The 21091-nt window shown below is 60.2% G+C and carries 21 protein-coding genes and 1 tRNA gene; 5 read left to right on the forward strand and 17 right to left on the reverse strand.

The window, feature by feature from the left end; translation table 11 throughout:
* Positions 1 to 350: 350 nt before the first annotated feature.
* The 3 genes from EKL94_RS00795 to EKL94_RS00805 form a co-directional block, all read right to left on the reverse strand.
* Positions 351 to 626 carry a hypothetical protein gene (locus EKL94_RS00795; protein ID WP_126927593.1) on the reverse strand — a complete coding sequence of 92 codons (276 nt, stop codon included), beginning with the start codon at positions 624 to 626 and terminating at the stop codon, positions 351 to 353.
* 2 nt (positions 627 to 628) lie between these two features.
* Complete coding sequence (locus tag EKL94_RS22865) at positions 629 to 1147, reverse strand: H-NS family nucleoid-associated regulatory protein (protein ID WP_126927594.1); 519 nt, start codon at positions 1145 to 1147, stop codon at positions 629 to 631.
* A 104-nt stretch (positions 1148 to 1251) separates the two neighbouring features.
* Positions 1252 to 1665, reverse strand: coding sequence for a hypothetical protein (locus tag EKL94_RS00805; protein WP_126927595.1), 414 nt, complete (start codon positions 1663 to 1665; stop codon positions 1252 to 1254).
* Between the two features lie 716 nt (positions 1666 to 2381).
* Here EKL94_RS00805 and EKL94_RS00810 point away from each other — a divergent pair.
* Both EKL94_RS00810 and EKL94_RS00815 read left to right on the forward strand, forming a co-directional pair.
* Positions 2382 to 2858, forward strand: coding sequence for a hypothetical protein (locus EKL94_RS00810; RefSeq protein WP_126927596.1), 477 nt, complete (start codon positions 2382 to 2384; stop codon positions 2856 to 2858).
* A 165-nt stretch (positions 2859 to 3023) separates the two neighbouring features.
* Positions 3024 to 3362, forward strand: a complete 339-nt coding sequence (locus EKL94_RS00815; RefSeq protein WP_126927597.1) for a nucleotidyltransferase domain-containing protein — start codon at positions 3024 to 3026, stop codon at positions 3360 to 3362.
* Positions 3363 to 3500: 138 nt separating this feature from the next.
* Here the strand turns inward: EKL94_RS00815 and EKL94_RS00820 are convergent, their stop codons facing one another.
* The 5 genes from EKL94_RS00820 to EKL94_RS00840 all read right to left on the reverse strand — a co-directional run bounded on the left by EKL94_RS00820 (position 3501) and on the right by EKL94_RS00840 (position 11540).
* Positions 3501 to 4292 (reverse strand): hypothetical protein, encoded by a 792-nt coding sequence (locus EKL94_RS00820; protein WP_126927598.1) that lies wholly within the window; start codon positions 4290 to 4292, stop codon positions 3501 to 3503.
* A complete protein-coding gene (locus EKL94_RS00825) occupies positions 4289 to 6058 on the reverse strand; it encodes an ATP-dependent nuclease (protein WP_126927599.1) in 1770 nt (589 codons plus the stop codon). The genes EKL94_RS00820 and EKL94_RS00825 overlap by 4 nt, the downstream gene beginning before the upstream one ends.
* 23 nt (positions 6059 to 6081) lie before the next feature.
* On the reverse strand, positions 6082 to 8718 hold the full coding sequence (locus tag EKL94_RS00830) for a DEAD/DEAH box helicase (RefSeq protein ID WP_126927600.1): 2637 nt from the start codon (positions 8716 to 8718) through the stop codon (positions 6082 to 6084).
* Positions 8719 to 8720: 2 nt separating this feature from the next.
* The gene (locus EKL94_RS00835) at positions 8721 to 10283 is read right to left on the reverse strand and encodes a site-specific DNA-methyltransferase (RefSeq protein WP_046272137.1); all 1563 of its coding nucleotides are present in this window, start codon (positions 10281 to 10283) and stop codon (positions 8721 to 8723) included.
* A gap of 108 nt (positions 10284 to 10391) precedes the next feature.
* Positions 10392 to 11540, reverse strand: a complete 1149-nt coding sequence (locus EKL94_RS00840; protein WP_126927601.1) for a fimbria/pilus outer membrane usher protein — start codon at positions 11538 to 11540, stop codon at positions 10392 to 10394.
* Positions 11541 to 12042: 502 nt separating this feature from the next.
* Between EKL94_RS00840 and EKL94_RS00845 the strand changes: the two genes are divergently transcribed.
* Positions 12043 to 12321 (forward strand): hypothetical protein, encoded by a 279-nt coding sequence (locus EKL94_RS00845; RefSeq protein ID WP_006375898.1) that lies wholly within the window; start codon positions 12043 to 12045, stop codon positions 12319 to 12321.
* Positions 12322 to 12537: 216 nt separating this feature from the next.
* Here EKL94_RS00845 and EKL94_RS00850 read toward each other — a convergent pair whose 3' ends face one another.
* The 8 genes from EKL94_RS00850 to EKL94_RS00885 form a co-directional block, all read right to left on the reverse strand.
* A complete protein-coding gene (locus EKL94_RS00850; RefSeq protein WP_126927602.1) occupies positions 12538 to 13095 on the reverse strand; it encodes an ArdC family protein in 558 nt (185 codons plus the stop codon).
* 67 nt (positions 13096 to 13162) lie between these two features.
* Positions 13163 to 13378 carry a hypothetical protein gene (locus EKL94_RS00855; RefSeq protein WP_126927603.1) on the reverse strand — a complete coding sequence of 72 codons (216 nt, stop codon included), beginning with the start codon at positions 13376 to 13378 and terminating at the stop codon, positions 13163 to 13165.
* 406 nt (positions 13379 to 13784) lie between these two features.
* Positions 13785 to 14687 (reverse strand): type II toxin-antitoxin system CcdA family antitoxin, encoded by a 903-nt coding sequence (locus tag EKL94_RS00860; RefSeq protein WP_126927604.1) that lies wholly within the window; start codon positions 14685 to 14687, stop codon positions 13785 to 13787.
* Between the two features lie 150 nt (positions 14688 to 14837).
* Entirely contained in the window at positions 14838 to 15110 is a 273-nt protein-coding gene (locus EKL94_RS00865) for an RFX family transcription factor (protein WP_126927605.1), read from the reverse strand.
* A gap of 17 nt (positions 15111 to 15127) precedes the next feature.
* A complete protein-coding gene (locus EKL94_RS00870; protein WP_126927606.1) occupies positions 15128 to 15481 on the reverse strand; it encodes a hypothetical protein in 354 nt (117 codons plus the stop codon).
* 105 nt (positions 15482 to 15586) lie between these two features.
* Entirely contained in the window at positions 15587 to 16318 is a 732-nt protein-coding gene (locus EKL94_RS00875) for a hypothetical protein (RefSeq protein ID WP_126927607.1), read from the reverse strand.
* Positions 16318 to 17841 carry a site-specific integrase gene (locus EKL94_RS00880; RefSeq protein WP_126927608.1) on the reverse strand — a complete coding sequence of 508 codons (1524 nt, stop codon included), beginning with the start codon at positions 17839 to 17841 and terminating at the stop codon, positions 16318 to 16320. The genes EKL94_RS00875 and EKL94_RS00880 overlap by 1 nt, the downstream gene beginning before the upstream one ends.
* An 83-nt stretch (positions 17842 to 17924) precedes the next feature.
* Positions 17925 to 18014 (reverse strand) — tRNA-Ser (locus EKL94_RS00885).
* Positions 18015 to 18138: 124 nt separating this feature from the next.
* Between EKL94_RS00885 and EKL94_RS00890 the strand changes: the two genes are divergently transcribed.
* Complete coding sequence (locus EKL94_RS00890) at positions 18139 to 19209, forward strand: DUF4241 domain-containing protein (RefSeq protein ID WP_126927609.1); 1071 nt, start codon at positions 18139 to 18141, stop codon at positions 19207 to 19209.
* A gap of 81 nt (positions 19210 to 19290) precedes the next feature.
* Here the strand turns inward: EKL94_RS00890 and EKL94_RS00895 are convergent, their stop codons facing one another.
* Positions 19291 to 20283 carry a LysR family transcriptional regulator gene (locus tag EKL94_RS00895; protein ID WP_005410175.1) on the reverse strand — a complete coding sequence of 331 codons (993 nt, stop codon included), beginning with the start codon at positions 20281 to 20283 and terminating at the stop codon, positions 19291 to 19293.
* Positions 20284 to 20405: 122 nt separating this feature from the next.
* On the opposite strand from EKL94_RS00895, the gene EKL94_RS00900 reads away from it, so the two are divergent.
* Positions 20406 to 20993, forward strand: coding sequence for an FMN-dependent NADH-azoreductase (locus tag EKL94_RS00900; protein ID WP_126927610.1), 588 nt, complete (start codon positions 20406 to 20408; stop codon positions 20991 to 20993).
* Positions 20994 to 21091 lie beyond the last annotated feature (98 nt).

A 21091-nucleotide genomic window follows, 5' to 3' on the forward strand; every position in this document is an offset into this window, starting at 1 on the left:
CTGTTTCAGACCCTCAATTCATAGCCTTCCTGAAACACTGTCAGTAGTAGGAGTTTTCTTCTTGGACACTGTTGGACGCCATGTTTTCGCTTCTTCCTGGTGTCTGCGAATTTGGCTCCCACTCGGTGGCTGATGCCCCTGCCAGATACCCCCTTTGGTGCAGGGTTTCGCAGGTAGTTAGATGCCCCCTCAATGTCATCCATAGCCTTGCTGGGCCTACTCCTGGCCTTTGTGCAGGTGGTGCAGGAAAAGCACCCTATGAAGTGCGCAGGCGTGGCGGGGAGACGAGTGCGCACGCCGGGGTACGCACGGCGCTGGGCCCTGCGCCCTCCCATCTGCTCCACTGCCTCTCAACCGCTTCTACGGGCCGCTGACGCGCAGCGCGTAGCAGCTCCTGGCGTTGGTGGTTTGGGCAGCGATTCAATGGCCGCCAAGGCTTCTTGCCCTGACAGGTATTGAATGCAAGTCAGGAAGGACCATTGGAGGCCCACTTCCTCGCGCAAGCGCCTGCCGGCGGCCTTCTCGTCCAATCGGCCCTCGGCACTGTCCAGCAGCACGTGGGCGGCCGCGATGGCCTTGTCTTGCGGCGAGAGCCGGCTCTTCTTTTTGGGGAACAGGCCGCGCATGATCAGGCCTTCTTGCTGGCCTTCTTGGCGACGGCTTTCTTCGCAAGTTTCTTGACGGCCTTCTGGGCGGCCTTCTTCACCGGCTTGCCCGCCTTCTTGGCCACCCTGGCGGGAGCTTTCTTCACCGTCCCATCAGCCGACGGGAACTTCGCTCCTGGGTTGGCTTGAGCCCACGCCTTGCCCTCGGCGGACTTGGCCCATGCGGTGAAGGCCTTGGGGGCCAAACCCCGACCAGCCCACGTCTCACCGGAAGGAAGGCGATACTTCGGCGCCACCTTGCCAAGCTTGCGCCCCTTGAGGGGACCTGCGGCAGCCTTGGTGGCACGCGCCGGCTTGGCGTCGATCGTTTCTCCGATGAGCTTGGCCACCTGCCGCCGCTGGGCCGGACTGAGGACCTTCGCATATTTCTGCAGGACCGCCAGGGCTTTGGGCACCTCACCGTCGCGCTTCTCGACCAGCTTCTTCTGGGCTTCGAGCTGTTTGATTTCGGCGTTAAGGGACTTCAGGGTGGTCAGGGCCAAGGGAGGACTCCATTAGGGAATCCAAAGGTTATAGCCGATCCCCCTGAAGTCTTCCAACCTGAACGCCTCTTCTAGATGTCGTGCGTCCTTGACCCTGCAACAGATCAAGAGGCCGGCAGGAGCGCCACGTAGATCTTCGTTCCCTTCGGAAGGGAGGCCCGCACCTTGCCGACCATCTTGCCTTTCTTCAAGTCAAACCAGGGGTCCATGTAACCCCCTGGGACCTTGAGGACGTAATGAAAATCGCGGTAGCGAACTCTGCTGTAGATACACAGGATGGTGCCGTCAGGAACTGGCGAAGAGGGGTTCCAGTCGGCAATCAGCTTCTTTCCCCTTCTAAAGAGGGCGTTGGCTATCTCATCGATTTCAAACCCATAGGGCTTCTCTGACACCGACAGCCCCTTCTCCTTCTCCAGCCATCTTTTCGCTCGCGCATACGGAATGGCCATGAGAGAGGCCACGCAGGCGGCTGCGCAGCCCCATAGATCTTCCTGCGACACCTCTTGGTATTGATGCATGTCCGTTGAGTCCTTAAGAGGACAACCCGACGTCAGCGCGCGTCCTTTTCAGCCACAATGGTCCAGACCACGCTGACCACACCGGGCTTCGCTGGATCCAATGAGCTTTAGGGAAACACGGAAACCACTCGCCAACCCTTCGCGTAGAGCTGCGCGACGGTCACCGCTCCGGTCGTCTTGCAGCGGAACACCGTGGCGTCCTCGAAAGGCTTCATGATGCCAGCAGGTGTGTTCTGGCTATCTGCCAAGCACACCTCCCCCTGACCCGCCCAAGCATGACCACAAACGGCTAGCAGAGCGCCAGCCAACCACATGCTCTTCCTTTGCATATGCGTCCCCTGTAGACCGCCGAACTAGGCGGCTTGGACACGTTAAAGCATTTTCTAGCTTTAATGCTACAAGCTATTTGGACTAAATGTCTTGCCAGGAGAACTGCCCGCCCCACGCCCAAGTCCGCAGGTGACGCGGCGACATTGCATGCATTGAGACGCGTGGATCATAACCACCCGACGGATGAGCACCGCCACGCTCACGCCTTGACGTCTCGCCGCCGCCCAGGATCACCCTCCTTTCTGGAATACGTCTGCATTCCTACTCCCCCTGCAAACAGAGAGCGGCGCGGTGTCCAGTGCTTCGGGACGGCTAAACTCAGAATCTGCGGCCTCTGGCCGACAGATTAAAAAAGCCTACGTCCTCCACCGACTTTGAAGGCACCCATGCCCGTCTCTGATCCCCTCGCGTTCGACCTGCTGCGGGCGTTCGCGCAGCTGGAGTTTCGCCTCAAGAACGATCCAGGCTTTCTTCGCGCCGGTCCCTACCGAATGGCCCAGGTGAACTGGCCCGCGGTGGATGAAGCGGTGTCACGGCTGGACGACTCACTCTTCTTCGATCGGGTGTCGGACAGCACGCGCGAGCAAATCCTCTCACCTCCGCGTGACCGCCCGATGGTCCAGGAGGTGGCGGTGGTCAACGGCCTCAACCGCGCGGTCTTTCAGCGCCTGTCCCTTCAGCAGTCCAATGCCGGTGCTTTGGTCGAAGCGGCACGCCGGGTGCGCAACAACCTCTTCCACGGGGGCAAGGAAGAGCCGCATTTGGGCGATGATGACGAGTGGGCCGCCGCCGCACTGGACGTGGCCGAGTGCCTGCTTCACCTGCTGAACTATGGAACGCTTAGATCGGGGGTAGGCCCGTGAGGGAGATGGGACGCCCATGCTTTACCTGAAGACCGAATAGCTTGTCGCCGGCATACATCGCCCGACCGGTAAGCTGCTGCGCGCGCGGCAGCAGATCCAAGAGCACGCATCATGGGATGATAGAGTCCGCCCCGGCTGGACAGCAGATCTGACATTGGAGTTGCAATGGACCTAGAAGTGATCGAAGCAGTGCTGCTGAAATGGGCTCGCCAAGAACCTATCATCGCGAAGATCCACTTGTTCGGGAGCCGACTAAGAGGCGATCATCGCCCCGACAGCGACATTGACATCGCGGTGGCGCTTGATCTTTCAGCGGCACCAGGAGTCGACTTTAGCGATGGGTTCGCGACCTTCAGCCGATACTCCGAGCAATGGGAGGCCGAACTAGCGCAACGACTGCCCATCCCGGTTGACTTGGAGTTCTACCATGGCCCCGAGGAAACCCCGATCCTCCATGCGGGGCTCGAACGGTCGGGAAAGCTCATCTACGAAAAGTTTCGTTAGAACATCGCGCTCCGGAGCACCTAACGCCGCCGCCCCAGCCCCGACTTCCGCCCTGAGCCACGAGCGCTTCGATTCCACCATTTCACTTTTTCGATGGAACCAAGCGCTCACCCGGGCTACTCAAAGAGACAACACCGGTTAAATGTCGTGCTGTTTGACAAAGCGAGATACCTTCTGCGCCTCAAGGTCTTTGTTCCAGGCCTTTGCAAAATCGTCTGGAACATCTAGGTTTGCCTCGTCGAACTTTACGGTAGCCGGCAATTCACGCCAGAACAGTTCAATAGACGCAGCAAAGTCATCGACGTGAACATCCGACACCTCCATGTCGGTGTCGTCGAACAAGTTCCATCCGTGAGAACTTGTTCGCAAGAACTCCGGGTAGCGCAGCTGGAGATCGTCCAATGACTTCCCCTCCCCGTGCTTGAACACATTGACGACCAACCGCATGGCATCAATGCGTGGGTAACAGGCGAGAGCAGAAAGGTCCAAGCCGATGGCTTCAAGCAACCTCTCCAGCTTCGCGCTATCCAGCTTCCAAAGAGCGCGCCGCGTGTTGTCGCCGATCACCAACTTGGGCCACCTGAACTCACGAACGAGGAAGCGTCGAAATGTCTTGTCCCAATGGTGATACATGCCAGCCACCACACTGAGGCGGGTTCGATCATGCATCTCACTTAGAAGCTGGTAGAACTCGACGCCGTGATCGCGCGCAGCGTCCGCTAGATCGCCAGGGTCGTGCCAGTCAGGGTCGAAGGACTGACCGCTGCGCTCCCAGTGCTCGGATTCCGCTTGATCGGCCTCCGCCTCAATGTTGGCGAACTGAGACAGAAGGCGGGTCTTGGCCTGCTCAACGTAGAACCGATGCTCCGAGACGCGGAGCTCCCGTTCGGAATCCACCAGCTGATAGGCGCTCCAATCGCGGCCGCTCATGCCGGCTGAACCGCAGGAGGGGCATCCAGCCATTCGATCAAGGATCGAATGCCATCTGAGTCCGAGCAGCAATCTTCCAGTGGCTCGCTCTCCAATCGGACTTGGAGAGATAGCCAGGCGTGTTCCGACTTCTCCGAAATCCCAAGGTGAGGCTCAATGGCACCAGCGCCCCACAACCAAAGGCCTTGAGCACGCAGTTTCTGTATTAAAGCAGCGATGTGGGGCTTTGCTTCGTCATCGGCCGCAAGCAACTCGAATGCCTTCGAAGCCGGCCCTTGAATCCCCTTGCAAGGCAACGCTCCGTCTAAAGATACGAGGCCCGCGCCTGCCATCCTCGCGAGAACGTTCTTGCACGCAGCAACATCGGGATCATCCGCCTGCAGGAAACCATGCTTTGTTGCTTGGCGGAAAGCGAAATCCAAGTCCACGATGGCACACGCAGGCAACCCGAGGGCAGACAAAACTTCCATTGACTTACGAGTATCCGAGACCCCACTCATCGCAACAATTGCCAACGATGACTGCCCCATGGTTTTGCCCGCCACCAACTGGAAGATGGATGGCAACAGCCGGAGTTCGGTCTTCCCTTCTGTGAGCACGACTTTGTCGGCAAACAATATCTGAGACGAATTTGTCAGGCTGAATAGCTGCTGGAGTTGATGCGTGGGATTGTCCACCAATTGTTCTACGACGGATTGCATGCGCGGACGTGCTTTGGTTCCCTCCGGATGCTTTTTCGTCATTAGCAGCGCGTTCTTCGCGTCCTTGGCCAAGATCATCTGAGCAGAGTGGGTTGAGAACACGACCTGATATCCAGCCTCTGACAACGCACGCAAGGCTTCACGCACCTGCTCCACTGCAAACGGGTGCATGAAGAGTTCAGGCTCGTCCACCAGCAGTAGCGTTACTCCGCCCGCAGCCGCTGCTCCACGCTTCAGATCCGCTAGATGCCGGACCATGGCCATCTGGATGGCGCGCTGCGCGCCATGGCCGTATGACCCGAAGGCACGTCCACGCCCCTCCCCTTCGTAAACTTTGACAGTTCCCGCCTTAATGAGGTCGTTGAAGACCGGCACTGGGAAATCCAGCTTGATGTGGATACCAGGAAAAAGATCCGAAATCTTACGATTGATTGAATCGTCGATGCGACCCAACTCTTTAAAACGATCTCCACCTTCTGCAGAGATCATTCCTAGGATGGCTGCCAAGTGCGGGGTCAAGGCCTCCTCGTGCTGCTCTTGGATAGCGGCAAGCATCGAGGCCAGCAGCTTGCCGATCGTGGTCGTCGTCTTGGCCTTACTGGCGTCCTCCTCAGCATTCTCCATTGCTCCGATGCGAATAGGATCTGGAAAGAGTGCTGAGATGGCGTTATCGATGCCCGTAGGGTTCGGCTCCCAGTCGCCTGTGTCGGGATTCATCACGGTCAGTTCAGTGTCGCCCCCAGGCACCTGCTGTTCGCGACGAACCATCAGCGCCCCGTCCCGAACGTGTCCTTCAATCTTCTTTCGGTGCTTTTGCTCCAGGACCGCCAGATCAGCCTCGGTGATCCCACGCAGTGTTCCCATCACTTGCACCGGCAGGGTCGGCTCGTGGAAATCTTCCACACCAAGCTTTGCCTTACGCACGAGCCATTGGAGCGCGGTAAGGCAATTGCTCTTCCCGCAATTGTTCAACCCAACCAGCGGTGTAAAGCTGGTCAGCTGCAAGCTTGTGGAAACACATGATCTAAAATTCAGAACATCCAAACTTGAGATGTAGACAGCCATTCCATTGCCCCCTGTTATCCTGATTACTTACCGATCGCTGCCTTCAGCTGATCCGTAAGGCTGCTGTTGTTTTCATCCCTCAACTGCGCCATGAGGTAGACGGCCCGCCCGTCGCTGCGCTCGGCCCACAACTGTCCGACCAACCGCTTCTCCTTTTCCTGATCAGCGGAGAATCGGTCACCTCCCTTGTATTCCACCACCAGCAGACGCCCATCGGTAAGACGAGCGACGAAATCCGGGTAAGTGCGCTGCTTAGAAGTTGGCATCCAGAACTGGGATGGGTGAACCAAGTTTCGCACCCAAAACTCAACCTCGTCCATCATGTCAATGGCCTGAGCGCAATCGAACTCTTCGGTGACCTTGCCCTTTCCCGTCTTCCAATTCATATCGCCAGGGACCGGGTAGTAATGCTTCTTGAAGCGATATGGCCCCTGGTAGTAGTAGCGCGCAGGATACGCCGTCATGTCTGCCGGGTAGGTGTAAGAATGACCAGGATCATCACTGGTCACGACGTCCATGCCACCTCCGAACAACGCCTGTTGAAATCCTCGCTTGTAAGCGTTCGCCTTTGAGGCAGCGAGCTGTTCGACGAGCTTTCGACGCAGGACGAACTGCCCTTTGAGCAACTGCTCCAACGAAAGACCCCTATTCAGCAGACCATCAACGGACTTTCGAAGCCACTCGCGCAGCACCGGCTGCTTGACGGTGTGATCGCGGACCTCGTGATCCAACCAGCCAACCAAATCGGTGACCGTTCGGTCCTGGGCGAAACCTGGCAAGTAAGTAGCCACATCATCCTTGATGAGGTGGTAGCTCACCTCCTTACCATCCAAGTCGACTTCAAATGTCTTGCTTTCCTCGTTGAAGCGGAAACTGCCTAGGTCCGGCGGACTTGCCAACAAGTCCCACGCAAAATCGGTGGCTACCATACCCTGATCAATGAACTCGAGCTCGCCCTGCTCGACCATGCAAAGACGGGGCACGCCGAAGACCGCACCGTTCTCGCTAGGAGCCTTTACCGCCACCGCAACCTGCTGGTGCCGGCGCAGCTTCTCTTCGGTCTCCTCGCGCGCCTTGGCTGGAACTGCCTCCAGGATGGCTTCGCTAGTGGATTCGTCCACCTCACCAGTGACTTCAACCACCCCGCCCTTCCCCTGCTCGCTGGGCACATACACCACCCGCTCGTGGTCCTTTGCAGGGGTGTTGGTCAAATCGGGCTCTTGCGCCACCGTCAAACGTAGGACCGGCGTCGGCAGAGGGTTGTGCTCCCCACCTTGCAGATCCAGCTCGTCGCCAGGCTTGGAGTCGGCGCGGATGCCGCTCGCGGCTTCGATAGGATTGAAGCCGATCTTCATCAAGGCATCGGTCAATTCGCCGGCCACCGCGCCAAAGCGCTCGGTGGTTACGTGAGCGTAGGCCTTGTTCATCGCCTCCTGCTTGCGAGCAGTAGCGTAGGGCATGCGAAGCACGCGCCCCAACAGCTGTTGGATGTCCTTGTCACTCTTGACCTGTGCCACCGAGCAAAACACATAGGCGAAGGAGCAATCCCACCCTTCCTTGAGCGCCTGCTTGGTGATGATGATCTCAATTGGGCAATCCTTGGCGAACAGATCCAGTCCGTCGATACCCCGATGATCGCCGGTGGCAACTGCAATGGCTGCCTCAGGAACCTTCTCGACATCCATCAGGTGCTTCTTGACCTGCTCTACCGTGGCCGTTCCTTTGGCGCTTTCAGCTTGGATGAGCAGAATTGGACGGATGTAGTCCGGCTCGCCCAGCGCTATTTTGGCCAAGGTATTGCGACGGGCGACCGAACTACTGACCGCCACCTCCCACTGCCCGTTGTGCTCCTTCAGCACCACCGGGAACTTAATCATCTTTTCGTCTTTGAGCTCAAAGGCAGCCACGCTTACTAAGACATTAGAGCTACTGGCATCCGGCGTGGCCGTAAGCTCCACTACGGCCTTGGGACCCAAGCGCTCATAGACCTCGTAAGAAAGCTTCGTGGTGGCATTGTGAGCCTCATCCATGATGACCAACGGCCCGTGGAGCTTGAGCAAGTTAGCAAAGGACGCAAGCGACTTGCCATTTGGCCCTTTATCCAGGTAGTTCAAATCACCCGTAGATCCGCCGAAATGGGGCTCCAGGTCCTCGTGGTGCTCGTAGACCTTGCGTCCTTCTTTATCGGTTACGCGTAAAGCCGCGACGGTGCCGATGACCACGCAGGTCTTGGTCCCCAAGTCTGCTGGGCGAATCTGAGCAAAATCCGCGACGTCAAAGATGGCCACCTGCCCGCCAAAGGTTCCGTCCAACTCTTGGCGGTATGGGTGGCGCGGATCGCGGAAGGCATCCAGCGTCTGGTTCTTGATCTGGGTGGAAGGCACCATCCACAAGACCAGTGGACGGGTGCGCTCCAGGACAGTGTCCGCGGCCGCCTTGATGATGTGCGCACCCATCACAGTCTTACCACCACCGGTGGGAATACGCAGGCACACGTATGGCACTGCTGGTTGGCCTGGCATGGGCTTGTAAGTGGACACCAGTCCCTTGTCGACATTGTCTTCAAAGGCTTGGGCCGGTCCAGCAAGCCGAGCATCGCCCAAATACGCCTCCAAACTGGCCAGAGCACGCTTCTGATAGATCTTTAGAGAAAGTGCCATAGTTAACGCGCCTTGATGTCGTAGGGGGTTTGCTTGAACGTGATACCAAGCTCGCGAAGTTGCTCTTCAGCCAAAGCACTTGCCTCCCCGTAGATCACCTTGGGGCCGTCGAACTTGGGAAGCTTACGCACCAAGGCTCGGGTCAGGACGTTCCCGCCTGTCTTGGTGATGTCCCCCAATATCCCATTGAAGAGCAGGTAGTAGCCAACTCCGCTATGCTCACCCAAAAAGGCGTCCTTCGGAGCGCGTGTTGATCGTGCCGTTCCTGTTTCCGCGAACCAAACATGGGCGGCCAGATGCTCAAAGCGAATGCCCTCCCGGATGTGTCCGTTTTCATCAAACACGGGCACGCCGAGCTTGTAAAAGCGGAACCCCCCTCCGCCCTCCCACTCGACCAGCTCGGACACGCCACCTTTTTCTCCATCAACTACTTTCGTCATTCGCTCAACGCAAAGCGTCCGTGCGTGATCACCAAGCTCGACGCCGATCCAGTTCCGCCCCATTTTGTGCGCAACTGCAGCCGTAGTCCCGCTCCCCAAAAAGCTATCGAGCACGATGTCCCCGGGGTTGCTTGCAACATGAATTACTCGATGAAGAAGGGCCTCCGGCTTCGGGGTTTCAAACGCCGCCTTTTCCCCAAAGAGGAGCTCCATCTCACGACTTGCATGCTGATTGAGACCAGTGTCTTCCCAAATGGTGGGCGTTGTCATGCCCTGTTTTGCCTCATCAAGGAATAGCTTCCGCATGGGCGTTTTAGCTTGACCATCCACACCCCAGTAAAGACGACGATCTTTCTGAAGAGCCTCCATATCTGCCTTGCTATGCCGCCAACAGGTGCCTTTTCGAGGCCAGACTTCCTCACCGGTATGCGGGTTCGTGACGGGATAGAACAGGCTCTGAACAAAGCGCCCCCCTTTGCCGTTAGCCGTCGTGTCAATCTTCCGGAACGGCCCGCGATCGTCCGGGCCGTCAGGCTCTGCGAATACCCGATACTGCGAGTTCGCCTTATCGGTGCGGGGCATCAAGTTAAAGCTCAACTCCGCGAGCGTCGCTTTTCCGGTCGAACCTTTCGCTTTACCCCATACCATTACATGATCATGGACACTACCGATCTTGCGATCGTTCGGCGCACCATCACGCTTCCGCCAGGCGATGCTTGCAATGAAGTTTTTCCGTCCAAAGACCTCGTCAGCGATGACCTTGAAGTAATGAGCTTCATTGTCATCTAGCGACACCCAAAGCGATCCATCCGGCGCCAAGAGCTCTTTGAGAAGCTCCAGCTGGGGATACATCATCGACAACCATTTGGAGTGTTCCAGGTTGTCGTCGTATTGCTCAAACGCACTTTTCGTGTTGTAAGGCGGATCAATGAAGATACATTTGACCCTTCCTGCGTAGTATGGAAGCAGTGCCTTGAGCGCATCGAGGTTGTCTCCCTCAATGAGCATGTTGGGCGAATCCTCTTCCCCGTAGGAAAGCTTCGCAACCGGCTCCAGCAGCCGGTAAGGAGCCAAGGCGACGCGTGTAAGGTCTGCGTCGCGATTGAACCAAGAAAGCAGTGGCATCCAGTGATCCCCTAAGACAAGCGCCAAGTATCGTTCACCCCCATGGTAGAGGGCCACTTTCGCAGCACCTGCGACATAGCAAGCCTTTGTTTCCAAAGGCTCTCCCCATCAGCGGCAAGCCACCTCGGCCACTGTTTGCGCAGCCCCAAGGTCCGCAGGCAGCTGGGCCTTGCAGACCCCTTCCACCTCCACCGTCTGGCCGGGGCGCGGCTGCTCCAGGTAGAGCACCCCGTCGTAGCCCACCTGGGTGGTCTCGGTCGCTGTCTTGGCCACCGTGCCCGCTTCGATGGCAGGGCCCGTGAGGCGGAAGGTGCGTGCGGTCTCGGTCAGGACCGGGAAGGTGAGGTGCATGCCGGCTTGGCGGCCAGCGGTGGCGGTTTGCTCGATCTCGGCCAGTTGGGTGCCCAGCGGCAAGGCCCGATCGTCCACTCGGACTTCGGTCGGCACCATCGGGGTCACCTCGCCCACCACCAGGCGGCCCTGGGCGTTGGTCTTCCCCACCAATCTGCCGCCCACCCTCACCGGCACCCCGGCTTGACCGGGCACGTCCACCACGGCGAAGGATTCGGCCGGCCCCAGGAACGTCACGCCCTGGCGGTCCAGGTGGACGGCACCGGCCATCGAACCGGAAGCCCAGGTGCCGCTGGGCCCGTGCTCGGCGTTGATCTGGGCCCACCCTGCCCGGGTGGTCCAGTTGGCGTTGGCCCTGGCCGTCTGGCCAGCCGCTCCCTCGTCCACCGAAGCGGACAAGCCAACCGGGGTTCCCAACACCGTGGGGCGGGCGCCTCCTTGAACGGCCCAGGCGGTGGCATCCGGGGCTTGCCGGGCCCTAACGCTCACGCCCTTGCCCCGGCCCAAATCGTAGCTGTAGCCCACCTCCACCCGGGTTTCCTTGCGCTCCAGATCGCGCAAGGCGGAGACGGCCACGGTGTGCCCGTAGCCACGCCAAGTCAGCCCGGCGTCGGCGTAAGCGGTGCGAAAGCGTGGCGTGCGCACGTCCGAATAGCTGGCCCGAAGGGACCACTGGGGCGTGGGCCGCCAGAACACCGAACCCCGGGTGCGCTCCTCCACCTCCAACGCACCGGGGGCGCGCAGGCGCCAGTAGTCCTGTTGGCGCTCGTGCTCCAGGCGCACGCCAAACCTCGGGCCGCGGTAGTCGTAAGCCATGGCCTGACGTAGGCCGCCTTGCGTGGAGGTGCCTAGTTCCATGTCCAGCGTGCCATAGGTGCCGAGCACCGTCGTGGCCCCCAACGCCACGTTGGCCTTCCCATCCGCTGAGGTTTGGGCGGTGCCGCGCAGGGTCCACCGGTCGTTGAGGCCCCACGCCAGCGAACGTAGCCGGTGCCGGCCGTGTCGGCGTTGACCTGCCCGCTGGTGCTGATCACGCCCCAGCGCCCCGCCTTGCGGACCTCGTGGCCCAACGAGAGCGCCTGCTGTTGCTCGGACACCATGCCTGCCACGCTGTAGTTCACCAGCACCCCGGGAGCGGGTGGCGCGATGGGTCCGCGCTCGGTGCGATCACGGGCCACGCGTTGGGCCTTGAACGATGGGTTTCAAGGTGCACCTCCATTTCGTGAGTAGGTTCACCTATGCATAGATCGATTCTGGGAATGCGCAAGGGGGGGCTTCGGAGCGCGGTTACACAAACTGCAGTCCGCGTCATTAAATTGACGGAAAAGCGACAAAAATGAAGCATATGGACAGAGATTGATGCTCAGGCGATGATTCTGCCCACAACTCAAAACCAACAGGGAAATGTATGGCAAGGAAGAAGAGTTCATCGGCCGCAGGTGCCGCGATTTCGACCGGCGGCGGAGCTGTCGCTGGCGCAACTTCTGCGATCCTCGGCGTAACCAGTGGTGCAGCGGCCGGAACCGCCGGTGCAGCCGCCGTGACCTCCGGCTTGGCAACCGTGGGGAGCGTTGTGGGCGGTGGCATGCTTGCTGGACTGGGGGTGGTCGCGGCTGCACCAATTGCGGGTGGTGCGGCGATGTTCGGCGTCTACAAGCTCTACCAGCGCATGGCATCCAAGAAGTAACTGCTCTGCCTGACCCGCTGCCACAAGCGGCTTCCATCTGCGTCGCGCAGGCTTCGTCAATGTCTGCAAGTGGCCATCCAAGCTAGCAACCTTGGTGGCCGCTCTTACCAGCTTGTGGCTCAAGCCCTTGGACCAGAAGGCCGCGTTGACCTCAATGCCCCGCTGGCGCGGCCAGAGTGCGAGCGTGACGCTCAAGCCCGAGCGCACCGAGGCCGTTCATGCAGGGCTAGCAGCCGGCGGAGTGCGGTGTGGTCCGCGCCTACACGTTGGGATGCACGATGGGTTGGCTTTCGTCTTGGGGCGGGAACACTGCCGGACGTTGGAAGCAGGTTTCTCAAGCTCTTGCCGATTGGCCGCTACGGACTGCCACTCCTGCTCAACCTTCTGGAGCGGCTCGCGAACCAACTCAGGCACCTTCAGGAACTCCACCACCCGCTCGGCCGCCCCCGCGGCTCGGAAGAGCTCCCGGGGATCGTCCCGGAGGATTTGGATCCACGACTTCACGTAAGCCGCGTGTTGGGTGGGATCGTGGCCAATGCCCATCCACCGGTTGTCCTGGGTGTCCCAGGCGCTCTGCAGGGCCCACAGGTGGAGCAGGTTTCCGCCCCGGTAGCTCTTGCCCGTCGTGGGGTTCATGGGCAACCCGAGATCCACGCGGGCGTCCCAGGGTTTGAGAAAGGGACCGGTGCCCTCCTCCATCTGACGGATCAAGCGCTCGACGACGTCGCGGGAATGGCGCTGAAGGAAGCTTTCGTTGGATGTGGCATCGGACACGGGCAGGCTCTCCTGGAAGGCAAGGAAAGGCGCCTGTCGGCAACGCCAAGGGGTTGGGCTGGAAACTTCAATCGTGAATGGTGACAGCGCGTCCCTGCTCCAATAGGTTCTCCAGCAACGCCAAGGCCCGGTCGATGGTCAAACCGGTGCCGGGGTCTGTGTCGCCCTCCTGGAGCTGCACGCGAATGCCCTCGGGGGTTCGTTGCACGGTGAAACGGGGGGACGCCGCCAGGGCGTCCTGGCGGTCCATGCTGTCGTCCACAAAGGCATTGGAAGCGGTCATAGTTTCAGCATGCGACAGGATGGGGATTTGGCAAGCTCCAGCCTACTTCAACCTGGTCACGTCCTCGACATCCAAGTCAAGCAGGGCTGCAAGCTCATCGTCTTTGAGAAGCTTAGAAAAGCTGCGAACCTGAGCCCTCGCAAGCCCTTCCGATGGGCTCAAAGGATGGGTAAGCAAACTGCGCAACAATCGCCACACAAAGCGACGCGTCAACTTGCGGTGCTCCTGGAGCACGCGCTCTCGGCGGTCAGGTGGGAAGTTCTGTCCTAGATGGTAGTCGATGAGCAGACTCATTTCCGCCAGTCGACGTGCTTCTTCCTGCTCACTTGTGGGTATAGCCGGACTCGACGCATTCAGCGCCGAAATCCGGCGTTCATACTCCGCCTGGCTCAATCGCGGCCCGTGATCAGGTTGCTGCCCCCCCCGGCTCGGTCCCATCGCCATACGCTTCGAAAGTGCCCTCAGGATCAGAAAGGACGATGCGCTCGTCGGGGGACAGGTTCAGCAGAGTGAAATAGGCCTGCCCATCCAAAGCTTGCGCCACCTCATCCTGAAACTCCAGGGTCATTTCGTCAAACTTACGAACAAATGCAAGACCATCCCTCGTTTCCGCAAACGTCTGTTCGGCACGAATGCGACGGCTCTCAAAGTTCTCGCGCGCCACCATGATGCGGTGGTATTCGGCAGAGCTAACCCGATCCTGCTGGTATCCGAACTTATGATTCAGGAATAGTCGGAAGTGCTGCATCTGGTTCTCAAAGAGCGCAGTGGTGTCCTGCAGCGCCTCAGCATTGACACGCTGATAAAGCTCGCGAACCTCTGACATATAGCGAACGTCTTCGTAATCGCGCCGACCGGGATTGAAGCTCACGCCCACATCGTCTCCGGTGTGCAGAACCGTGTCTCCAATGCATGCGGGCAAGTCTCCCGTCACCCCAGGGAAGTCCACGAACGGCGCCCTACAGCGGCCAAGAAATCCTGTTTCCCTGCCTAGAACTCCGAACAGCGAAACAGACAACGAATATCCACGCGCTCCGTCCACCGTGATGTTCGACTGGCTCAAGATTCGGTTGGCCGCCTGGTGGCAGACACCATTGATTAGGTAACACGTGATTCCAGCCGTTTCATTGGGCGTCGCTACCGAATCCGCTCGCAGCGTGCTCCCTGTGACAGATCGAAGAAATTTTCCTCCGGTCTTGCCGCCCCAACATTTCCATCCTCTCGCCCCTGTCCCACACTCGACGTAAGTGTGATCCGCAGCCTTGAGAAACAGCTTGGTCGGATAGTGCCTGACAACCAACGTGCCCATATCAACAACTCCTTTGTTCTAGACAATAGGTCATGAGGCTCCAAGCGAAGCGCCGACTTAGTGTAACTGGACCCCCGAGGCGGATTTAACTCCTTTATCCAAGCCAAGTCCACTTACAAGATCAAGGGTGCATATAAACGCAGAAGCTGCTCACAAAGGCACCTCCAAATCCGCTATATCTCGCAGCGGCTTGATCCCAGCAATTCGAATCTCGGCCACACGAGGCTTCTTGCCCCCATGGGAGATTTGGTAGATGCCGGCCCCTGGGAACTTCTCGCGAACGCGCTTCCAGAAGTCCTCCGCGTTGACTGGCTTCTTGCCCAGTTCCTCCAACACGTATTGCCGGTAGTCGGCGTAAATGGCCGTCTTGTCGGTGCAAACACCGCTGTCGTAGGAAGCGTCGCGGTCCGCCATGTAGGCCATGGTCGTGTCCGATTCCATTACCACCAAGAGTTGTAGAACACGTCCCAACCGTCGTTGATCAATGCGCGGGCCTGCGCAATGAAGTCCAGATCTTCTTCAGCTCGATCGGGATCCGATTCACCGAAGAAGAAGCCCACCGTGTGGGGCAGCCGCTCATCGAGGACAGCCTGCTCCAATGCGTCGAGGTCTGCCGCTCCGAGAAACACGCGAACCATGTTGAACTCAAACGGGTCAGAGCACCCCGTCCGGGCACTGTGCAGCCCGAACATCCAGCCGTGGAGGTTGGGATGGCATCGCCACTGAAAGAACACCTGTCCCTCGCACGACGTCTCCTCCTTGTGGATCTTTCCCCCATACATATCAAGGCCCATCTTGTTGCTCCATCGCTCCGACCACCGGGGCGTTGGAGTAATCATCCGAAGTGAGGGCTGCCATAGATACGGATATTGGAGGCCTCCAATTCCATTCAGTTGCCGTTAGACGCGCCTAGCGCCCTGATGGGGCGTCTTTCGAGGCGCTGGCTGCAGGTGCTCGTCCAATACTTGCCTATTAACCTGAGCGCGGGTGGCTTCCAACCGTTGCGCCAAATCGCGGAAGTAAGCCGCCTGTGCTTTTGCCATCTTGAAGAACGTGTCTGCCCAGGCGCGTTTGACGTCAGGCCTCAGCCAAGGCATGGCAAAGGCATCTGCAAACGTCCTGAAGATGACTTTACAGTCGTTCGCACGTCCAAGCTCCTGTATCTGTTGAAGGAGCGCATCGGAGATGTCTTTGCCGGACAGAGGCTCCACAATCACTCGCTGCGTCCCGGACGACTTGACCAGCAAGAAGGGCAACTTAGCTGTGAGCAAGGTATCGGGACTGGTTCCGCGTTCCGTCAGCGGCTTCCAGTAGCCCTCCCCCCTTAGCCAGTCGGCCCAGTCCATTAACCTGGATAGGGTAGTGGCCCTCTTGCGAGTCCCTTTGACCTCGAACAGATGATCCTTGGGAGGGTGCTGTTGGAGCAGTGTCTCCAACTGGCCAGTGCTGATGGCGAGAACACCGGCGGCTTCGTTGAAAGTCAGTTCAAGATCCAAGATGGGACGCCTCAGCCCTTGGCGACGCTGTTCTTTGACGGCCCTCTCCATACCTCCCACCGTCTGCGTCCCCGTGAGCTTTCCAAGAAACCGCTCGACCGCACGGCGGTAGGCGTCCGCAGCACTGAGGGCCATCAGTTCCGCTCCCTCCCCTTACCACCGACCTTCGTAGAGCGTGCGGAGGTATTGCTGCTGCGCCGCCCGATCTTGCGTGCCGGCAGGGTCCGCAGCGCCTCCAGGTCGATCCCGTAATCAAGCACACCCAGAGCTGGGGTTCCCCCGGCACCATTGAGCTTCTCACTCACCGTAAAAGGCCTGCTGTAAGTCGCGTGGTGTTCGTCGTCCAATTCGTGGCCGACGATTTGGGCTCGCATCTCAGAAGCAACACCGCTGCCCTGCATCTCCTGAATCACGGTCTTTCGGAGACTATGGAAACCGCGCTTTGCTTTCGGCCACCCACCACTGTGCTTTTGGAGGTAGTAGCTGAACGCCTTCGATATCCAGTTCCCCGCACCATTCTTCGCCTTACTGTCAGCCTGCGGAAACAATCGCCAGTCCCCGCTCTCCCTTCGTTCGGCGACGTAGTCCAAGAAACCGAGCTTGATCAGGTCGGGATGCAACGGGACGACCCGATTGGAAACATCGGTCTTCAACCTCTGATCCTCCCCCTCATCGGTAAACCGGATGCACGGGATTCCCTCTTCTTCCTTGACGTCGAGGGTGAACAGCTGCCCAATCTCGCCCGCCCGGGCGCCCGTATAGAGGCCCAACAATGCCGCCCAGCGCGCTCCCGTCGAAAGCTGCTTGAAGCTATCGGGCGCGAAGAGCTGATGGATCTGGTCCAAGGTAAAGGCCTGGAAGCCAAATTTTCGGCGCTTGCGCTTCTCCGCCATCGAAACGCTGACATGACCTGCGGCGACATTGTCTCCCTTGAGCACATAGCCTGAAGCCATCGCCCAAGTGAAAAATCCTCTCTTTCCTGCGAGGTAGCTCTGGCGATTGTTGAGCGTAGAGCGCGTTAACCCGCGCTTGGCCAAATGGTCGTAGAAGCGGGCCATCTCAGGCCGCGTGATGGTGTGCAGCTCGCGCTCGGCGCCCAAGAACTCGATCAGCTCTGTCACGGGAAGCAGTTTGATGCCGACCGTTTTGACCTCGATGTCCTCGGCGGCGACTTTGTCCTGCCAGATTCGCTTCGCATCGACCAGGCTGATGGTCTCAGCTGGCAGGGGCTGCGCCGCCGCTGATTCCAACGGGTTTGGCCCAGCCGCCGCCGGAACTGCACCCGTATCACCGAAGTGGAACTTGCCGATTTCTTCCAGCGCCTCCATTGCTCGAGCATGGTCGGCCGCATCCGTGGTCCGAAGACGGAAGCCCGGCAAGTCAATTTCATAACGCCGGGAGCCGTTCTCCGCGACGCTGCGCAGAACATCCTCAACCGTGAGTCCCTTCTTGGTCATGCACCCATCCCTGATGGCATCGAATGCTTGAGCATAACGCTGCGCGATGGCCAAGGCAGCCACTCTTGCGCTATGCAGGTGGGTGCCCAGGGGATGCTTGACGAAAGGTTTGCCGACGATGCCGCGCATGTCCGTCGGAACGCGCATGCGAAACTGGTAACGACCAGTGGAAGAGCGAGTCAGATAGCTTGGTAATCGCATCGGAGTTGTGCCCCGATTGGTGCCCCAAGCCGCCCTTCAAGCGCCTGAAAAATGTTGTTTCAAAACAAACACTTACTCAGGATTGGCGGAGAGAGTGGGATTCGAACCCACGGAAGGTTTAACCCTTCGCCGGTTTTCAAGACCGGTGCCTTAAACCGCTCGGCCATCTCTCCAATCGGGTCCCGGTCGCCCGGGCAGCGGCGTATTCTCGCACGTGAAGCGCATTTGCCCAAGACCACCCTTGCCCCCGCCCTTCGCATCCGGCACGGTGGGGCCTTCACTGCAATCGGAGCCGCCATGGCCCACCTCGATCTGGCCAACCTGCGCACCACCCTGCTGGACGACACCCAGCTGGCCGCAATGGCCCTGCACCGTACGTTCGCCGGGCACCTGCCGGTCAGCAGTGGGCATCTGGTGGTCTGCGATCCACTGGTCCAGGCCGAGGCGCCTGCGCTGGCCGACTACACCGCCCCGCTGGGCCGGCATCCGGTCGAGATCATCGTGCACAGCGGCCGCCCGGCGCTGGCCGTGGTCTGGTTCAAGCCCCGCGAAGCCCTCACTGCGTCTGCCCTGCACTGGCAGATGGCGCGCTGGACCACGCAGGACCTGACCGGACTGGATGAGGACAGCTTTATCGGCTACCCGGTCGACGCCGGCATCGGCTGCTTCATGGATACCGACACCCAGCAGGCACTGCTGGCCCTGATCGAACAGGCCGATGGCGACGAAGGCAGCGAGTGGTCTGATGCACTGATCGACCATGACGGCCTGGATGAGGGCGCCGAATACCGCCCCTGGGGCGAGGACTCACCGCATGGCCTGGTCGTATTCACCAGCGGCTGGGGCGACGGCGTCTATCCGAGCTACTGGGCGCTGGATACCTCCGGCATTCCGGTCGCTCTGGTCACCGATTTCCTGTGCATCCAGGGCGGTGATGGGCGCGACGAGCGCGAGATCGCCGACCAGGCCTATCGCGACAGTCTTCCGCCCGAAGAAGCCGAAGCACTGGCACGACTGGTAGCGGCGGTGGAACGCGATGATGCGAACGCACTGCGCGACCTGCTGAAGGATGCGCCACAGCGCGCCAACCAGATCGAACCCGGCTGCGGCGGCACGGCACTGTTCGAGGCGATCCGCCTGGACCGTCCGCAAGCATTGCGGGTGCTGTTGCAGGGAGGTGCATTGCCGGCGATGCCCGAGCGCCTACACATGAGCAAGGTCACCAGCTATCTGGACTACGCGCGTTTCCTGAAGAAGCCGCGCAGCGCGGAACTGATGGCGGTTCTCGAAGCACCGATCATTGCCGAGCCCACCGTTGCCACACAACCGCGGCGCAGCTTCTGGGACCGGCTGTTGGGCCGGAAGTGATCGGCGCCCGGAAACAGCAACGCCGGGCATGGCCCGGCGCTACCGTTTCATGGATCAGCATTGTCGTTGAGGCGGCTGGCCTCAGCCCGCGTCCACCGCCAGCGCACCCAGCGCGCTGGCCTTGATCCGCTCCTTGGCCTTTTCGCAGGCACCACCGCAATCCAGGCGCGAGGCCTCCAGCTGCGGCGGCAGGTGCTCGGCCAGGAAGTCGATGAACACGCGCACCGCCGGCAGCAGACCGCGGCGCGAGGCGAACACCGCATGGCACACACCCTGCGGCAGCGACCAATCCGGCAGCACCACTTCCAGTTCGCCATTGCGCACCGCATCGGCGCACACGGTTTCCGGCAGCATGGTGATGCCGAAACCGTCCTTCACCATGCTCTGCAGCAGCGGGAAGTCGAAACCGGCCACGCGCGGCTGCAGGTCAACCCGGCGAACCTCACCTTCCGGGCCATGCAGTTCCCAGCGCTGGCGTGCTTCGTCTTCGCTGATGCTGAGGGTGACGTGCTGGGTCAGCTCTTCCGGGTCCTTGGGGCGACCGGCGCGGTCCAGGTACTTCGGGCTGGCCACCAGCAGTTCCTGCACCTGGCCGAAGCTGCGCATCACCAGGCTGCCATCGTCGTCCAGGCGCGAACGCACGCGCAGGGCCACGTCGTAGCCTTCGTTGATGATGTCCACGCGGCGGTTGCTGATGTTCAGCTGCAGGCGCACCTTCGGGTACTGCTCAAGGAACTTGGGCAGCAGCTTGGGCAGCTGCATCTGCGCCAGTGACACCGGCACGCTGGCGCGCACGACGCCGCGCGGTTCCGCGCTGAGGCGGTCCACCACTTCGCGTGCGGCCTGTGCCTCGGCCAGCATTGTCTGCGCGTGGCGGTGCACGCTGGTGCCGACATCGGTGACGGCGAAACGGCGCGTGGAGCGCTGCAGCAGGCGTACACCGAGGTCGGTTTCCAGCTGGCTGATGCGGCGGCTCAGGCGCGACTTGGGAATACCCAGTGCGCGCTCGGCGGCGGCGAACCCGCCGTGGTCGACCACCATCGCGAAGTAGTACAGATCATTCAGGTCATGCATGCCCGAGTTCCATATCTAGAACAATACGTGGCATTCAACCACCTTTATTCCGTCTTTGCAACAACCTATCGTTCTCTCCGTCGGCGGCAAGCCCGCCACCTCTCCCGAACATAGGTACTGCCATGAAGCTTCTGCACATCGACGCCAGCGTGCTTGGCGACAACTCCGTCTCCCGCCACCTGACCGCCGCCGTGGTGGCCCAGTTCACGCAGCAGATCGACGGCCTGCAGGTTGATTATCGCGATCTTGATGCCAATCCGGTACCGCATCTGCGCAGCGGATCGCTTGCCAGGACCGACGCGGCCGAAGCTGCCGATGCTGAACAGGTACTCGAACAGTTCCTGGCGGCCGACATCGTGGTGATCGGCGCGCCGATGTACAACTTCAGCATTCCGTCCACCCTGAAGGCCTGGATCGACCGCGTGGCCGTGGCCGGGCGCACCTTCAAGTACACCGAGAACGGCCCGATAGGCCTGGCCGGTGGCAAGCGGGTGATCATCGCCAGCAGCCGTGGCGGCATCTACACCGATTCGCCCGCGGACTTCCAGGAGCCCTTCCTGCGCCAGACGTTTGCCTTCTGGGGCATCAACGACGTCGAGTTCGTACGCGCCGAAGGCATCGCCTACTCGCCGCAGCACCGCGAAGACGCCATTGCCGGCGCACTGGCTGCGCTGCCGTCGCACGAAGCGGTCGAAGCCGCCGCTGCATAAGCGTTCCAGCGTTCGGCGCCGCTCTCTCCTCGTCTGGGCGCTGCACGCGGGCCGGGATCCCCTCCCCCATCCCGGCCCACCCTGGCGGCCCCGCTTTG

The sequence above is a fragment of the Stenotrophomonas maltophilia genome (assembly GCF_003970865.1).
Classification (GTDB): domain Bacteria; phylum Pseudomonadota; class Gammaproteobacteria; order Xanthomonadales; family Xanthomonadaceae; genus Stenotrophomonas; species Stenotrophomonas maltophilia_AR.

What these genes read in the sequence shown, in the direction of transcription:
- EKL94_RS00795 (WP_126927593.1), bottom strand. Translation starts at nt 626, where the DNA reads ATGCGCGGCCTGTTCCCCAAAAAGAAGAGCCGGCTCTCGCCGCAAGAC.
- EKL94_RS00805 (WP_126927595.1), bottom strand. Translation starts at nt 1,665, where the DNA reads ATGCATCAATACCAAGAGGTGTCGCAGGAAGATCTATGGGGCTGCGCA.
- EKL94_RS00810 (WP_126927596.1), top strand. Translation starts at nt 2,382, where the DNA reads ATGCCCGTCTCTGATCCCCTCGCGTTCGACCTGCTGCGGGCGTTCGCG.
- EKL94_RS00815 (WP_126927597.1), top strand. Translation starts at nt 3,024, where the DNA reads ATGGACCTAGAAGTGATCGAAGCAGTGCTGCTGAAATGGGCTCGCCAA.
- EKL94_RS00820 (WP_126927598.1), bottom strand. Translation starts at nt 4,292, where the DNA reads ATGAGCGGCCGCGATTGGAGCGCCTATCAGCTGGTGGATTCCGAACGG.
- EKL94_RS00825 (WP_126927599.1), bottom strand. Translation starts at nt 6,058, where the DNA reads ATGGCTGTCTACATCTCAAGTTTGGATGTTCTGAATTTTAGATCATGT.
- EKL94_RS00830 (WP_126927600.1), bottom strand. Translation starts at nt 8,718, where the DNA reads ATGGCACTTTCTCTAAAGATCTATCAGAAGCGTGCTCTGGCCAGTTTG.
- EKL94_RS00835 (WP_046272137.1), bottom strand. Translation starts at nt 10,283, where the DNA reads ATGCCACTGCTTTCTTGGTTCAATCGCGACGCAGACCTTACACGCGTC.
- EKL94_RS00845 (WP_006375898.1), top strand. Translation starts at nt 12,043, where the DNA reads ATGGCAAGGAAGAAGAGTTCATCGGCCGCAGGTGCCGCGATTTCGACC.
- EKL94_RS00855 (WP_126927603.1), bottom strand. Translation starts at nt 13,378, where the DNA reads ATGACCGCTTCCAATGCCTTTGTGGACGACAGCATGGACCGCCAGGAC.
- EKL94_RS00860 (WP_126927604.1), bottom strand. Translation starts at nt 14,687, where the DNA reads ATGGGCACGTTGGTTGTCAGGCACTATCCGACCAAGCTGTTTCTCAAG.
- EKL94_RS00865 (WP_126927605.1), bottom strand. Translation starts at nt 15,110, where the DNA reads ATGGCCTACATGGCGGACCGCGACGCTTCCTACGACAGCGGTGTTTGC.
- EKL94_RS00870 (WP_126927606.1), bottom strand. Translation starts at nt 15,481, where the DNA reads ATGGGCCTTGATATGTATGGGGGAAAGATCCACAAGGAGGAGACGTCG.
- EKL94_RS00875 (WP_126927607.1), bottom strand. Translation starts at nt 16,318, where the DNA reads ATGGCCCTCAGTGCTGCGGACGCCTACCGCCGTGCGGTCGAGCGGTTT.
- EKL94_RS00880 (WP_126927608.1), bottom strand. Translation starts at nt 17,841, where the DNA reads ATGCGATTACCAAGCTATCTGACTCGCTCTTCCACTGGTCGTTACCAG.
- EKL94_RS00890 (WP_126927609.1), top strand. Translation starts at nt 18,139, where the DNA reads ATGGCCCACCTCGATCTGGCCAACCTGCGCACCACCCTGCTGGACGAC.
- EKL94_RS00895 (WP_005410175.1), bottom strand. Translation starts at nt 20,283, where the DNA reads ATGCATGACCTGAATGATCTGTACTACTTCGCGATGGTGGTCGACCAC.
- EKL94_RS00900 (WP_126927610.1), top strand. Translation starts at nt 20,406, where the DNA reads ATGAAGCTTCTGCACATCGACGCCAGCGTGCTTGGCGACAACTCCGTC.